This window comes from Affinirhizobium straminoryzae (assembly GCF_007004135.1).
Classification (GTDB): Bacteria; Pseudomonadota; Alphaproteobacteria; order Rhizobiales; family Rhizobiaceae; genus Neorhizobium; species Neorhizobium straminoryzae.
Window position 1 is genome coordinate 14,543 of the sequence record NZ_VJMG01000102.1, and the last position, 12,721, is coordinate 27,263.

Annotated in this window: 13 protein-coding genes; 12 read left to right on the forward strand and 1 reads right to left on the reverse strand. The window is 61.7% G+C overall.

Annotated features, from left to right (window positions below; all coding sequences use genetic code 11):
* Nucleotides 1–18: 18 nt before the first annotated feature.
* Nucleotides 19–822 carry a class I SAM-dependent methyltransferase gene (locus FNA46_RS24700; RefSeq protein ID WP_143127895.1) on the reverse strand — a complete coding sequence of 268 codons (804 nt, stop codon included), beginning with the start codon at nt 820–822 and terminating at the stop codon, nt 19–21.
* A 110-nt stretch (nt 823–932) separates the two neighbouring features.
* On the opposite strand from FNA46_RS24700, the gene FNA46_RS24705 reads away from it, so the two are divergent.
* The 12 genes from FNA46_RS24705 (at nt 933) to FNA46_RS24760 (ending at nt 12,718) form a co-directional block, all read left to right on the forward strand.
* A complete protein-coding gene (locus FNA46_RS24705; protein ID WP_425468807.1) occupies nt 933–2,072 on the forward strand; it encodes an ABC transporter substrate-binding protein in 1,140 nt (379 codons plus the stop codon).
* A gap of 55 nt (nt 2,073–2,127) precedes the next feature.
* Nucleotides 2,128–3,261 (forward strand): ABC transporter substrate-binding protein, encoded by a 1,134-nt coding sequence (locus FNA46_RS24710; RefSeq protein WP_425468808.1) that lies wholly within the window; start codon nt 2,128–2,130, stop codon nt 3,259–3,261.
* Nucleotides 3,261–4,328 (forward strand): FecCD family ABC transporter permease, encoded by a 1,068-nt coding sequence (locus FNA46_RS24715; RefSeq protein ID WP_143127898.1) that lies wholly within the window; start codon nt 3,261–3,263, stop codon nt 4,326–4,328. The genes FNA46_RS24710 and FNA46_RS24715 overlap by 1 nt, the downstream gene beginning before the upstream one ends.
* Complete coding sequence (locus FNA46_RS24720) at nt 4,322–5,074, forward strand: ABC transporter ATP-binding protein (RefSeq protein WP_143127899.1); 753 nt, start codon at nt 4,322–4,324, stop codon at nt 5,072–5,074. Before FNA46_RS24715 ends, FNA46_RS24720 begins: the two co-directional genes overlap by 7 nt.
* 257 nt (nt 5,075–5,331) lie before the next feature.
* Nucleotides 5,332–6,090, forward strand: a complete 759-nt coding sequence (locus FNA46_RS24725; RefSeq protein ID WP_143127900.1) for a FadR/GntR family transcriptional regulator — start codon at nt 5,332–5,334, stop codon at nt 6,088–6,090.
* Between the two features lie 55 nt (nt 6,091–6,145).
* Nucleotides 6,146–7,132: a D-erythronate dehydrogenase gene (denD, locus tag FNA46_RS24730; RefSeq protein ID WP_143127901.1), complete on the forward strand. Its 987-nt coding sequence runs from the start codon at nt 6,146–6,148 to the stop codon at nt 7,130–7,132.
* A complete protein-coding gene (locus FNA46_RS24735) occupies nt 7,129–7,896 on the forward strand; it encodes an SDR family oxidoreductase (protein ID WP_143127902.1) in 768 nt (255 codons plus the stop codon). Before denD ends, FNA46_RS24735 begins: the two co-directional genes overlap by 4 nt.
* A gap of 138 nt (nt 7,897–8,034) precedes the next feature.
* Nucleotides 8,035–9,102, forward strand: coding sequence for an ABC transporter ATP-binding protein (locus tag FNA46_RS24740; protein WP_143127903.1), 1,068 nt, complete (start codon nt 8,035–8,037; stop codon nt 9,100–9,102).
* A 135-nt stretch (nt 9,103–9,237) separates the two neighbouring features.
* Nucleotides 9,238–10,548: an ABC transporter substrate-binding protein gene (locus FNA46_RS24745; protein WP_143127904.1), complete on the forward strand. Its 1,311-nt coding sequence runs from the start codon at nt 9,238–9,240 to the stop codon at nt 10,546–10,548.
* A gap of 171 nt (nt 10,549–10,719) precedes the next feature.
* Nucleotides 10,720–11,571 carry a carbohydrate ABC transporter permease gene (locus FNA46_RS24750; RefSeq protein ID WP_425468810.1) on the forward strand — a complete coding sequence of 284 codons (852 nt, stop codon included), beginning with the start codon at nt 10,720–10,722 and terminating at the stop codon, nt 11,569–11,571.
* 13 nt (nt 11,572–11,584) lie between these two features.
* Nucleotides 11,585–12,484: a carbohydrate ABC transporter permease gene (locus FNA46_RS24755; protein WP_143127906.1), complete on the forward strand. Its 900-nt coding sequence runs from the start codon at nt 11,585–11,587 to the stop codon at nt 12,482–12,484.
* A 3-nt stretch (nt 12,485–12,487) separates the two neighbouring features.
* Nucleotides 12,488–12,718 (forward strand): SDR family NAD(P)-dependent oxidoreductase, encoded by a 231-nt coding sequence (locus FNA46_RS24760; RefSeq protein ID WP_143127907.1) that lies wholly within the window; start codon nt 12,488–12,490, stop codon nt 12,716–12,718.
* The last annotated feature ends 3 nt before the right edge of the window (nt 12,719–12,721 follow it).

Genomic DNA, 12,721 nt, shown 5'->3' on the forward strand with positions numbered 1-12,721 from the left:
ATCGGCGTAAGGCTCCCGTCACTTCACGGCGCAGATGGCATAACGGTGCTGGGTGGCGCGTTCGAGCCCCTTCAGCAGGCTGAAGTTCTTGCGCTGGGCGCGGTGAATGGCGCGCATGTTGGTATCCACCCTCACCTGAGAGAAACCGGCATCCCGTAAAAGCGCCGCCACGGCATCCGCGCGTGCACCTTCCGAAAAATAGACGCGCGAAAGAATGCTGCGATGGGTGTCCGCCAGCGCGCTGCCGGGGCCATGGGCCGGACGCTTGTCGGAGATGCCGAAACGGCCAAGCAGGGTCGCCAGCCTGCCCGCCAGGCGTGCAATCACACCCGGATTGACGAAGTCGCCATCGACGATCAACAGCCGTCCGCCCGGCTTCAGCACGCGGTGCCATTCGCGAAAGGCCGCCGCCGGATTGACCAGAGTCCAGACGAGATGCCGGTTGGTGATCACGTCGTAACTTTCATCCGGCTCCATGGTGGATTCCGCATCGCCCATCAGGAAGCGGATCGAGCGACCGCGCGCCTTTGCCTTTGCCTTGGCGCGCTCCAGCATCGGCTCTGCCCAGTCGAGGCCCGTGACGGAAAAACCGAGGTCATCCAGGAGGTGTGAGACCACCCCTGTGCCCGAGGCGAGGTCGAGCGCCTTTCGCCCGTCGCCTGTGCCGAGATGGCGACGGATCAGCGCGTGCCAGGCCGCTCGCTCCGCATCCGAAAAGATTTCGTGCCCCGGCTGTTCGTCGAAGGTCTCGGCCCTGGCCGACCAGTAGGCCTTGATCTCGTCCTTGAGGTTGTAGTTTGCCTGCGCTGCCAACTGATGCATGAATGCCGTCCTGCTTCCAGTAACCGATTGGAATTCTTCTAAAAGATATTTGTTGACGTGAAAACTCATAAAATCATAGAAGCGCCCAAAATCGATCCATGGAGGCAAAGGTGTTCAAAATTTCCGGCGTCGCAACGGCTGCAGCCCTGTCGCTCGCATTCCTTGCGGGTGTGGCTGAGGCTGGCGAAAAGATCAAGGTCAAGGATATTACCGGCCGTGAGGTCGAGGTCAGCGTCCCGGTCGAGCGCGTGATCCTTGGCGAAGGTCGCCAGATCTATTTCACCGGCGCTCTTGATACCGAAGCGCCGTTCAAGCGCGTTGTCGGGTGGCGTGACGATTTCCAGAAGGCCGACCTCGACGGCTACAACATCTATCTGAAAAAATTTCCGGAAATGGCCAGGATCCCGACCTTTGGCGGGATGAAGGACGGAACCTTCGATATCGAGCAGGCTGTAACGCTGAAGCCCGATGTCATCATCATGAACATCGATGCCAAATCCGCCACCGAGGAAAGCGGCTATATCGAGAAGCTTTCCAAGGTCGGCATTCCCTTGGTCTATGTGGATTTCCGCGAAAAGTCGCTGGAGAACACGGATCCCTCGATGCGTCTGATCGGCAAGCTGTTCGGCAAGGAGCAGAAGGCCGAGGAATTCGTGAAGTTTCACGACGCGCAGATCGCCCGCGTGACCGACGTGATCGCCAAGACGAAGGACCTGAAGAAGCCGGTGGTGTTCATGGAGCGCGCCGGTGGCTACAGCGATGATTGCTGCATGTCGTTCGGCTCTGAAAACTTCGGTAAAATGGTGGAGCTGGCCGGTGGCGTCAACCTGGCAGCCAAGATCATCCCCGGCACCTTCGGGACCGTGAACCCCGAGCAGATCATCGCGTCCAACCCGGATCAGGTGATCGTGACCGGCGCCAACTGGGAGCTTTATGTGCCCGGCGGCGCCTGGGTCGGCGTCGGTCCCGGCGCAGACAAGGCGCTGGCCCGCAAGAAGCTGGCCGCCCTGATGAAGCGCCCGGCCTTCACGGATATCAAGGCGGTCAAGGACGGCGATGTGCACGCCATCTGGCACCAGTTCTACAACAATCCCTACCAGTTCGTGGCCATCCAGCAGATTGCCAAGTGGCTGCACCCTGACCTGTTCAAGGATCTCGATCCTGAAGCAACCTTCCAGGAACTGCATCAACGCTTCCTTCCGGTCGATTACCACAGCGGCTATTTCGTCTCGCTGAAGGACGACACGTAATCCGATACATGCCGGCAGGACTGTCTCCTGCCGGCTTCTTTCAGGAAGAATGCGAATGACCAGGCTTATCGTGCGGGCGGTGCTCGCCCTTTTGTCATTTTGGGTGCCGGGGGCTTTGGCGGCCGAGATCACCGATGTTGCCGGCCGCACGGTCGAGGTCGATCTGCCTGCCAAGCGCGTCATCGTGGGCGAAGCCCGGCAGATCCATGTGATCGCGGCGCTGAAGGGCGAACATGCCTTCGATACGATCATTGGCTGGCGGGATGATCTGCTGAAGAAGGATCCGGACAGCTACGCGGCCTATCTGGAGCGTTTTCCGCAGATCGCCCAGCTGCCGCAGTTCGGCTATATCCCACAGGGTACATTTGATCTGGAAACGGCAATCTCGCTGGCGCCGGATGTCCTGACGCTGAATCTGGAATCCCAGAAATCGGCGCGCGATAGCGGTCTTGAGGAGAAGCTTGCGGCTGCCGGCATCAAGGTTGTCTACCTGGACTTCCGCATTGATCCCGACAAGAACACCGAACGATCGGTGGATATTCTCGGCCAGCTGTTCGGCGCGGCGGACCGGGCGGAACAGCTGAAGTCCTTTCGTCGCGAGCAGATTGCGCGGGTGACGGACCGTCTTGCTGCCGTGAAGGACCTTCAGCGCCCCACGGTGTTCATCGAGCGCGCACCCGGTATCTCCGGTGAGGACGCCTGCTGCCGGACCTTCGGTCCCTACAACTTTGGCGCCATGGTTGATGCGGCCGGCGGTCATAATGTCGCCGATGGCATCATCAGCACGACCTTCGGCGATCTCAATCCGGAGCAACTGGTGATTTCCGATCCTGACGCCGTTATCGTCACCGGCTCCAACTGGGCTGCCGAATCCGACGTCAACCAGTTTGTGCCCGTCGGGCGTGGCGCGGATATGGGTGTCGCGCGCCAGCGCCTGGAAAACCTGATGAGGCGCACGCCCTTCCCCCAGTTGAAGGCGGTCGGGACGCACAAGGTCTATGCCGTGTGGCATCAGTTCTATGGTGTGCCCTATGAATTCCTGCCGATCCAGCAATTCGCCAAATGGTTCCATCCGGAGCTTTTTGCCGATCTGAACCCGGAAGACACGTTCCGCCAGTTCCACGAGAAATTCCTGCCGGTCAGCTACAAGCCCGGCTATTTCGCATCGCTTGCAGAAGGTGGACAATAATGGCCATTGCAATCCAGGACGATGTGGCGACAGAGGGGCGCAGCCGCTACCGGGCGCTCGCCGCCCGGCGCCTTTTGATCCTCGCCGGTCTTTGTGCAGCGCTGGCGCTCAGCATCGCGGTCGATATCGGGCTTGGTCCGGCGCGCTATTCGCTCTCGGAGGTGCTCTCCGCGATCTTTACGCCACAAAGCGTGCCGAACCAGTTGCGTGTCGTGGTGTGGGATATCCGCATGCCCATCGCGCTGATGGCGGTGACCGTCGGCGCTTGCCTGTCGCTTGCCGGCGCGCAGATGCAGACGATCCTTGCCAATCCGTTGGCGAGCCCCTTCACACTCGGCATTTCGGCCGCCGCAGGCTTCGGCGCTGCACTGGCGCTGGTGGCCGGTGTCGCGGTGTTTCCGGCCGCCATCCAGTTCATGGTGCCGATGAACGCCTTCCTGATGGCAATGCTCGCGTCGCTGTTCATCTACGGTGTCTCGACGCTGCGAGGCGTGACGGTGGAAACCATCGTGCTTCTCGGCATCGCGCTCGTCTTTACCTTTAACGCGCTTCTGTCGCTGCTGCAGTATCTGGCCTCTGAACAGGCACTCGCCGCCGTCGTGTTCTGGACCATGGGCAGCCTGACAAAAGCGACCTGGACGAAGGTGGCGGTGACCTTTGCGGTGCTCGTCGTCTGCGTGCCGCTGTTTGCCCGCCGCGCCTGGGCGCTGACGGCGCTGCGTCTCGGCGACGACAAGGCGGCAAGTCTTGGCGTCAACGTGCGTTCGCTGCGGCTGGAAACCATGCTGCTGGTCAGCCTGCTCGCGGCGATCCCGGTCTCCTTCGTCGGGACCATCGGTTTTGTCGGGCTCGTCGGTCCGCATATCGCGCGCATGGTGGTGGGCGAAGACCAGCGCTTCTTCCTCCCGGGCTCGGTCATCTGCGGCGCGCTGCTTCTGTCGACCACCTCGGTCGTCTCCAAGATGCTGATCCCCGGCGCGATCCTGCCGATCGGCGTCATTACGGCGCTGGTTGGCGTTCCCTTCTTCTTCTCGCTCATCTTCACCAACCGGAGGCGCGCATGGTAGCCCTGAAACTCGAGGAGGTCGGCGCCCGCTATGGCAAGACCCAGGTTTTCGAGGCGATCTCGACCGATTGGCTGAAGGGTGGCACGCTGACGGCGCTGATCGGTCCGAACGCGGCCGGAAAGTCCACGCTTTTCAAGAGGATCGCCGGTCTTCTTAAAGGCGATGGCGTCGTGCAGGTGGAAGATGTCCGGGAGGGTTTCCGGCCGATCTGCTACATGCCGCAGGATACCGGCGCCAATGCCGTGCTGACCGTTTACGAATCCATCCTGCTCGCCGCAAAGCAGGGCGGCGGCTGGCGCGTGGCCGAGGATGACCTGAAGGACATCGACCGCCTGCTGAAGGCGCTGCACATTTCTGACCTCGCCTTTCGCGATCTCGGCGCACTCTCCGGCGGCCAGCGGCAACTGGTCGCGATTGCCCAGGCGCTGGTGCGCCGACCGGAAGTCCTCCTGATGGACGAGCCGACGTCTGCGCTGGATCTCTTTCGCCAGATCGAAGTGCTGGAGTTCATGCGCCATCTGGCGGCGGAAAAGGGTATGGCAGTTCTGATCGCGCTGCACGACCTGAACCATGCCCTGCGCTACTGTGCGCAGACCATGGTCATTTCCGGCGGACGCCTGCTTGCCAGTGGCTCGACGCTTGATGTCATCACGCCGGAGATGCTGCGGAGCGTCTACCGCGTGGAGGCGCGCGTTGAAAACTGCACCCAGGGTCGTCCGATGGTAATCGTCGACGGGACTGCCTGATCCCGAATTGAGAGCCCCACGAAGATCGTGAGCCCGGCATCGACAAGGTGCCGGGCTCTTGTTGTGCGTCTCGTTTTATAGTTCGGTTCATGCGCTTTTGCGGTTCAGCGGTGCATCGAAAGCATCGCTGCGTTGCAGCGACGAATGTCGATTGACGCTCGGAAGAAAGCTCTTTACCAACTTATCCAGTGGTCCAACCAGCAGACCAGTTGGTGCATGAGACACCAATGTCAGACGGATCCATGGGATGGCGGGGCATGAAGACCGACGGCATTCTGAACCAGGTACCGACGATCGGCCGCGCGCTGGTGCGACAGACCGCGCGTGATGCGGTGGCCGACAAGCTGACCACGCTGATCGCGATGGGCATGCTGCGGCCGGGTGATGAACTGCCAAGCGAGCGTGAACTCGCGCATGTGCTCAACGTCAGCCGCGAGACGGTGCGGGGTGCCATCCAGAATCTCGCCGCCAAGGGGTTTGTCGAGGTCTCGCAGGGCAGCCGCAGCCGTGTGGCCGATGTGGACCTTAGCCATCTTCCGGTGACGATTGCCGCACCGAGCGCCATTGATCGTTATGATCTGGAGGCCGTGCATGGCGCACGGATGCTGGTGGAGCTTGATGTCGTGCGCCAGGCTGTTGCCCGGATCGGCGAAGACACCATCGCCAAGCTGGAAACGCTTCTGGAGGCACAGCAGGCTGCCGGAAGCGATACGATGCGATTCCTCATCTGCGACCGGGAATTCCATTTGGAAATTTATCGGGCTGCCGGCAATCCGCTGCTGATCGATTTCGTCATCGATCTCTACGGCTACCTGATGGATCAGCGGCGGCAGGCCATGGCCCGGAGCGGCGCGACGGCCGACAGTTATGCGGATCACGTGGAGATTGTCGAGGCGTTGAAGCGGCGCGATGAGGTGGCCGTGGTGGAGGCCTTCCGCCGGCATCTGACGCGGATCTACGAGACGACGCAGGACGCAGCTGCAAGACGGCCGGCGTTCCTGCGGGAGAAGGCCTGACGTCACGGGAGGTGGCTGTGGGCAGAAAAAGGATACGGCAAGGAGGACGCCGCGCATGCATGTACTGATCCTGGGCGCCGCTGGCATGGTGGGCCGCAAGCTGGTGGAGCGCCTGGCGCGCGAGCCGCATGTGTTGGGCGGTGATATCGCGCGCCTGACGCTGGCGGATGCCTTTGCCCCCGTCCTGCCTGCCGTCTTCGCCGACATTGGTAAGGCCTTGACGCTCGATCTGGCAACGCCCGGCAGCGCGCAAGCGCTGATTGCCGGCAGGCCCGATCTGATCATTCATCTGGCGGCCATCGTTTCCGGCGAAGCGGAAGCGGATTTCGAAAAAGGCTATGCGGTCAATCTGGATGGGTCGCGCGCGCTCTTCGAAGCGATCCGGCAGGAAGGACTGCGCGAGCCTTATACGCCACGCGTGCTGTTTGCTTCGTCGATCGCCGTCTTCGGCGCACCCTTCCCCGAAACGATCGGCGGCGAGTTCTTTTCGACGCCGCTCACCAGTTACGGCACGCAGAAGGCGATCGCCGAGCTGCTGCTGGCCGACTATACGCGTCGCGGCATTTTCGATGGCGTCGGCATCCGTCTGCCGACCATCTGCGTGCGGCCAGGTACGCCGAACAAGGCGGCGTCGGGCTTCTTCTCCAACATCCTGCGCGAACCGCTGTCAGGAAAGGAAGCTGTACTGCCGGTCAGCGAGACGGTTCGGCACTGGTTTGCCAGCCCACGCTCGGCGGTGAATTTCTTCCTTCATGCGGCGACCATGGACACGAGCCTGATCGGTCCACGCCGCAACCTCACCATGCCCGGGCTTTCCGCGTTGGTAGGGGAGGAAATCGAGGCGCTGCGCCGGGTGGCCGGTGAACGGGCCGTCTCCCTCATTCGCCGCGAACCGGACGCCGTGATCGAACGCATCGTGGCGGGATGGCCGACGAATTTCGATGCAAGCCGCGCCGAGCAATTGGGGTTCAGCGCTGAAAACACTTTTGACGAGATTATCCGCGTTCATATTGATGACGAACTGGGAGGCAGCATTCGATGACGGCAGCAGGCAAGGGCGCGGTTGCGCTGGTCACGGGTGGAGGAACGGGCGTCGGGCGCGCCATCGCGAGAGCGCTTGCGGCAGCCGGTTATCAGGTCGTCATTTCCGGACGCCGGCGCGAGGTGCTGGAAAAGGCGGCGGCAGAGCTTGCGGCCGAAACGTCGGGTCAGGTCCATGCGCTCGCGGCAGATGTCGGCGATCCGCAGTCCGTGCGCGCCCTGTTCGATGCGATCGAGCAGACCTTCGGTCGCCTTGATCTTCTGGTCAATAATGCCGGCGTCAGCGCACCCGGTGTGCCGATGGAGGAACTGACCTTTGAGCAGTGGAACGCCGTCGTCTCCGCCAATCTGACCGGAGCCTTTCTCTGCACGCAGCAGGCCTTTCGCCTCATGAAGGCTCAATCGCCGCGCGGCGGTCGCATCATCAACAATGGTTCGATCTCGGCAACGACGCCGCGCCCCAATTCGGCGCCCTATACCGCGACCAAGCATGCGATCACGGGCCTGACCAAGTCGACCGCGCTCGACGGGCGCAACTTCGACATTGCCTGTGGTCAGATCGACATCGGCAATGCCGCAACCGAGATGACCCAGAAGATTTCGACAGGGGTGATCCAGGCCAATGGCAGCCTCGCGGCCGAGCCGACCATCGACTCCGCGCATATCGCCAATGCCGTCGTCTACATGGCGAGCCTGCCGCTCGACGCCAATGTGCTGACTATGACGGTGATGGCAACGAAAATGCCGTTTGTCGGGCGCGGTTGATCGCGACCGGCATCGCCGCCGGCTTGGGGAGGAGCCGGCGGCCCCTGAACTTGCAAGGATTCCACATGCGGGAAGAGGAGCCCGCGGCATCCTTGGTTACGCCTGACATATAGGGATTGCACTCTGGGGAGGAGACGCATGGCCACTGTTCAATTTGCCGAGGTTAAGAAGTCCTTCGGCGCCTTTCCCGTCATCAAGGGGGTCAATATCGACATCGAGGATGGCGAGTTCGTCATTCTGGTCGGCCCCTCCGGCTGCGGGAAATCCACGCTTTTGCGCATGCTGGCGGGGCTGGAACATATTTCCGGCGGCGAGATCCGCATTGGCGGGCGCATCGTCAACACGCTGCCGCCCAAGGATCGCGATATCGCGATGGTGTTCCAGAACTATGCGCTCTATCCGCACATGACGGTGGCGAAGAACATGGCGTTCTCGCTGATGCTGAATTCGGCGCCGCAGGCGGAGATCGACAAGCGCGTAAATTACGCGGCCGGCATTCTCGGGCTCAGCAACCTGCTCGACCGCTATCCCCGCCAACTGTCGGGCGGCCAGCGCCAGCGGGTGGCCATGGGCCGCGCCATCGTGCGCGATCCGCAGGTCTTTTTGTTCGACGAGCCGCTGTCCAACCTCGACGCCAAGCTGCGCGTTGCCATGCGTGCCGAGATCAAGGAGCTGCATCACCGCCTGAAAACCACCACGGTCTATGTGACGCATGACCAGATTGAGGCCATGACCATGGCCGACAAGATCGTGGTCATGCATGACGGCCGCGTGGAGCAGATCGGCACGCCGCTCGATCTCTACGACAATCCGAACAACCTGTTCGTGGCGGGTTTCATCGGTTCCCCGGCAATGAACATGATCAAGGGGCGGCTGGATGCGGACAACCCGCAGGTATTCGTGGCGGCGGACGGTACGCGCCTGCCGCTTGCCCGCCCCTATCCGCAGGCCGTTGGGAAAAATCTCGTCTACGGGTTGAGGCCGGAATATATCCGCCTCGACGGCACCGGTTACAGGGTAGACGTCGTCGTCATCGAGCCGACCGGCTACGAGACGCAGATCGTCGTCAATTTCGGTGGATCCGAAGTGACCTGCGTCTTCCGGGAGCGGGTCGATGTGCGCCCCGGGGAAGCGATCACCATCGCGATCGACCCGGCCAACGTGCATCTCTTCGATGCCGAGGGCGGCCAGCGTCTGGCACGCTGATCGCAAGGACCGCGACCGGGCGGAAGAGGAGCCATCCGGTTCGCATCAAATTCGACAGATATTGGGAAACCGGCATTCGCCGCTCGGGACAGCGGATGCTTCGCGGGAGGGTCCCGATTTGGAGGAGGAGCAGTCATGACCATCAGGAGAAGAACATTTCTGGCCGGGACAGCCGGTCTTGTTGGCGCAACGGGCCTGACCGGCCTGGGGCTTCGACCCGTTCAGGCCGCCGAGCCCACCTACACGCCGGAAAAGGGCGCGAGCCTGCGTCTCTTGCGCTGGACACCGTTCGTGAAGGGCGATGAAGAAGCCTGGCTTGCCAATACCAAGAAGTTTACGGAGGCAACCGGCGTCGAGGTGCGCATCGACAAGGAAAGCTGGGAGGACATCCGCCCGAAGGCAGCCGTTGCCGCCAATGTGGGGTCCGGCCCGGATCTCGTGATGTGCTGGTTTGACGACGCCCATCAGTATCCGGACAAGCTGGTGGATCTCACCGAACTCGGCACCTATCTCGACGGAAAGTATGGCGGCTTCTATGACGGCGTGAAGGGCTATGCCACTCGTCAGGGCAAGTTCATCGCCATGCCGCTGACGGCGATCGGCAATGCCGTCGTCTATCGCGACAGCCACATGAAGGCGGCCGGCTTCAGCGAGTTTCCAAAGGATACCGCAGGCTTCCTCGAACTCGCCAAGGCCATGAAAGCCAAGGGCACGCCGGCTGGATTCCCGCACGGCAAGGCCGTCGGCGACGGCAACAACTACGCCCACTGGCTGCTGTGGAGCCATGGCGGCAGGATGGTGGACGAAAGCGGCAAGGTGTCGATCAATTCGCCGGAAACGCTGGCTGCCATCAAATATGCCAAGGAGCTTTACGCGACCTTCATTCCCGGCACCGAAAGCTGGCTCGACATCAACAACAATCGCGCTTTTCTCGCCGGCCAGGTGTCGCTCACGGCAAACGGCGTCTCGATCTATTATGCCGCGAAGAACGACCCGAAGCTGGCGGAGATTGCCGCCGACATGCGCAGCACCAACTTCCCCGTCGGCCCGGTGGGCAAGAGTATCGAACTGCATCAGACGAGTTCGTTGCTGCTCTTTAAGCACACGAAATATCCGGAAGCGGCCAAGGCCTACATCAAGTTCATGATGGAAGCCGACCAGATGAATGCCTGGATCAAGGGTTCCAGCGCCTATTGCTGCCAGCCGCTGAAGGCCTTCGCGAACAATCCGGTCTGGACGGAGAATCCGATCCACGCGCCTTATGCGAAAGCCTCCGAGACACTGCGCCCGAACGGCTATGCCGGCCCGCTCGGCTATGCCTCGGCAGCCGTCATGGCCGACTATGTGCTGGTCGACATGTTCGCCTCCGCCGTCACGGGCGCGGCAACACCGGAGGATGCCATGGCACAGGCCGAAAAGCGGGCCAACCGCTACTACCGCGTCTGACGCTCAAGCGAACCGGCGGCGGGAGCATCCAGCCCCTGCCGTCCTTCCACGCCGCTGACACTGGAGTTCGCAAAGCCCATGACCTCAATTACCAACACGGACCCCGCCGTGCCGGAGCGCTCGCTCTGGTCACGACTGATCGGTCACCGCGACGTGCTCGGCTTCCTGTTCATGCTGCCGGCGGCCGTCTTCCTGCTGTGCTTCCTCACCTATCCGCTGGGGCTCGGCGTCTGGCTCGGCTTCACCGACACCAAGATCGGCCGCGACGGGATCTTTATCGGCCTTGAAAACTATCAGTTCCTGCTGAGCGATCAGGTCTTCTGGCTCTCGGTCTTCAACACCGTGCTCTACACGACGGTTGCCTCCATCCTGAAATTCGCGCTCGGCCTTTGGCTGGCGCTGCTGCTGAACCAGCATCTGCCGTTCAAGTCCTTCTTCCGCGCCATCGTGCTCCTGCCGTGGGTGGTTCCGACCGTGCTCTCGGCGCTGGCCTTCTGGTGGATCTACGATTCACAGTTCTCGATCGTGTCATGGTCGTTGATGAAGATGGGCGTGATCGGCAGCCCCATCAATTTTCTCGGCGACCCGAACACGGCGCGCGCCTCGGTGATTGCCGCCAATGTCTGGCGCGGTATTCCGTTCGTGGCGATCTCGCTGCTCGCCGGGCTGCAGACCATTCCGGCCTCCCTGCAGGAGGCAGCCTCGCTTGATGGCGCAAGCAGCTGGCAGCGCTTCCGCTACGTGACGCTGCCGATGCTGACGCCGATCATCGCCGTCGTGATGACCTTTTCGGTGCTGTTCACCTTCACCGATTTCCAGCTGATCTACGTGCTGACCAAGGGCGGGCCGGTGAATGCGACGCATCTGATGGCCACCCTCTCCTTCCAGCGCGCCATCCCCGGCGGGCAATTGGGGGAGGGTGCGGCCATTGCAGTTGCCATGATCCCCTTCCTGCTTGCCGCCATCATGTTCTCGTTCTTCGGGCTGCAGCGCCGCAAATGGCAGCAGGGCGGAGGTGACTGAGATGGAGACCGCCATGACGTCCAAGATCAAGACACCCGATGCCATGCTGACCGATGACAGCCAGGGCATGTCCTATCTCAACAGCCTGCCGCGACAGATCGTGACGATCTATCTGCCGATGGCCGTCTTCGTCTTCGTACTGCTCTTTCCGTTCTACTGGATGGCGATCACGGCGGTGAAGCCGAATTCCCAGCTGACGGACTATGACAATTACAGCCCGTTCTGGGTGGTGGGCGCCACGCTGGACCACATCAAATACCTGCTGTTCGAAACCTCCTATCCCGGCTGGCTTTGGAACACCATGGTCGTGGCAGTCGCCTCCACCGTCCTGTCGCTTACGGCATCCGTACTTGGGGCCTATGCCATCGAGCGCATCCGCTTCAGCGGCTCGCGTTCCGTCGGGCTGCTGATCTTCCTCGCCTATCTGGTGCCGCCATCGATCCTGTTCATCCCGCTTGCCTTCATCGTGTTCAAGATCGGCATCTACGACAGCCGCATGGCGCTGATCTTCACCTATCCCACCTTCCTCATTCCCTTCTGCACCTGGCTGCTGATGGGCTATTTCCGCTCGATCCCCTTCGAACTTGAGGAAAGTGCGCTGGTGGATGGTGCAAGCCGCTGGCAGATCCTGACCAAGATCATCCTGCCGCTCGCAGTTCCGGGCCTGATCTCCGCCGGAATCTTCGCCTTCACGCTGTCGTGGAACGAGTTCATCTACGCGCTCACCTTCATTCAGTCCTCGGAGAACAAGACGGTGCCGGTCGGCGTGCTGACCGAGCTTGTGCGCGGTGACATCTTTGAATGGGGATCGCTGATGGCCGGGGCGCTGTTCGGCTCGCTGCCGGTGGTGATCCTCTACTCGTTCTTTGTGGACTACTACGTTTCGTCCATGACCGGTGCGGTAAAGGAATAGCGCATGAACCAGTATGATCTGAAGGGGCGCCACGCCATCGTGACCGGCGGGGCGCAGGGCCTCGGTTTTGCCATGGCGCGCCGTTTTATCGATTCCGGCGCGACCGTTACTCTCTGGGACATGAATGCGGCATTGCTGGATGAGGCACGGTCGGCGCTCGGCATGCAGGCACAGGCCGTGGTGGTGGACATTACGGACTATCCAGCGCGGCCTCGACCGCTGGATAGTCCGTAATGT

Coding starts and splice junctions, on each gene's coding strand:
- FNA46_RS24745 (WP_143127904.1), top strand. CDS start 9,238: ATGACCATCAGGAGAAGAACATTTCTGGCCGGGACAGCCGGTCTTGTT.
- FNA46_RS24725 (WP_143127900.1), top strand. CDS start 5,332: ATGAAGACCGACGGCATTCTGAACCAGGTACCGACGATCGGCCGCGCG.
- denD (WP_143127901.1), top strand. CDS start 6,146: ATGCATGTACTGATCCTGGGCGCCGCTGGCATGGTGGGCCGCAAGCTG.
- FNA46_RS24735 (WP_143127902.1), top strand. CDS start 7,129: ATGACGGCAGCAGGCAAGGGCGCGGTTGCGCTGGTCACGGGTGGAGGA.
- FNA46_RS24760 (WP_143127907.1), top strand. CDS start 12,488: ATGAACCAGTATGATCTGAAGGGGCGCCACGCCATCGTGACCGGCGGG.
- FNA46_RS24740 (WP_143127903.1), top strand. CDS start 8,035: ATGGCCACTGTTCAATTTGCCGAGGTTAAGAAGTCCTTCGGCGCCTTT.
- FNA46_RS24755 (WP_143127906.1), top strand. CDS start 11,585: ATGACGTCCAAGATCAAGACACCCGATGCCATGCTGACCGATGACAGC.
- FNA46_RS24720 (WP_143127899.1), top strand. CDS start 4,322: ATGGTAGCCCTGAAACTCGAGGAGGTCGGCGCCCGCTATGGCAAGACC.
- FNA46_RS24700 (WP_143127895.1), bottom strand. CDS start 822: ATGCATCAGTTGGCAGCGCAGGCAAACTACAACCTCAAGGACGAGATC.
- FNA46_RS24750 (WP_425468810.1), top strand. CDS start 10,720: ATGCTGCCGGCGGCCGTCTTCCTGCTGTGCTTCCTCACCTATCCGCTG.
- FNA46_RS24715 (WP_143127898.1), top strand. CDS start 3,261: ATGGCCATTGCAATCCAGGACGATGTGGCGACAGAGGGGCGCAGCCGC.
- FNA46_RS24710 (WP_425468808.1), top strand. CDS start 2,128: ATGACCAGGCTTATCGTGCGGGCGGTGCTCGCCCTTTTGTCATTTTGG.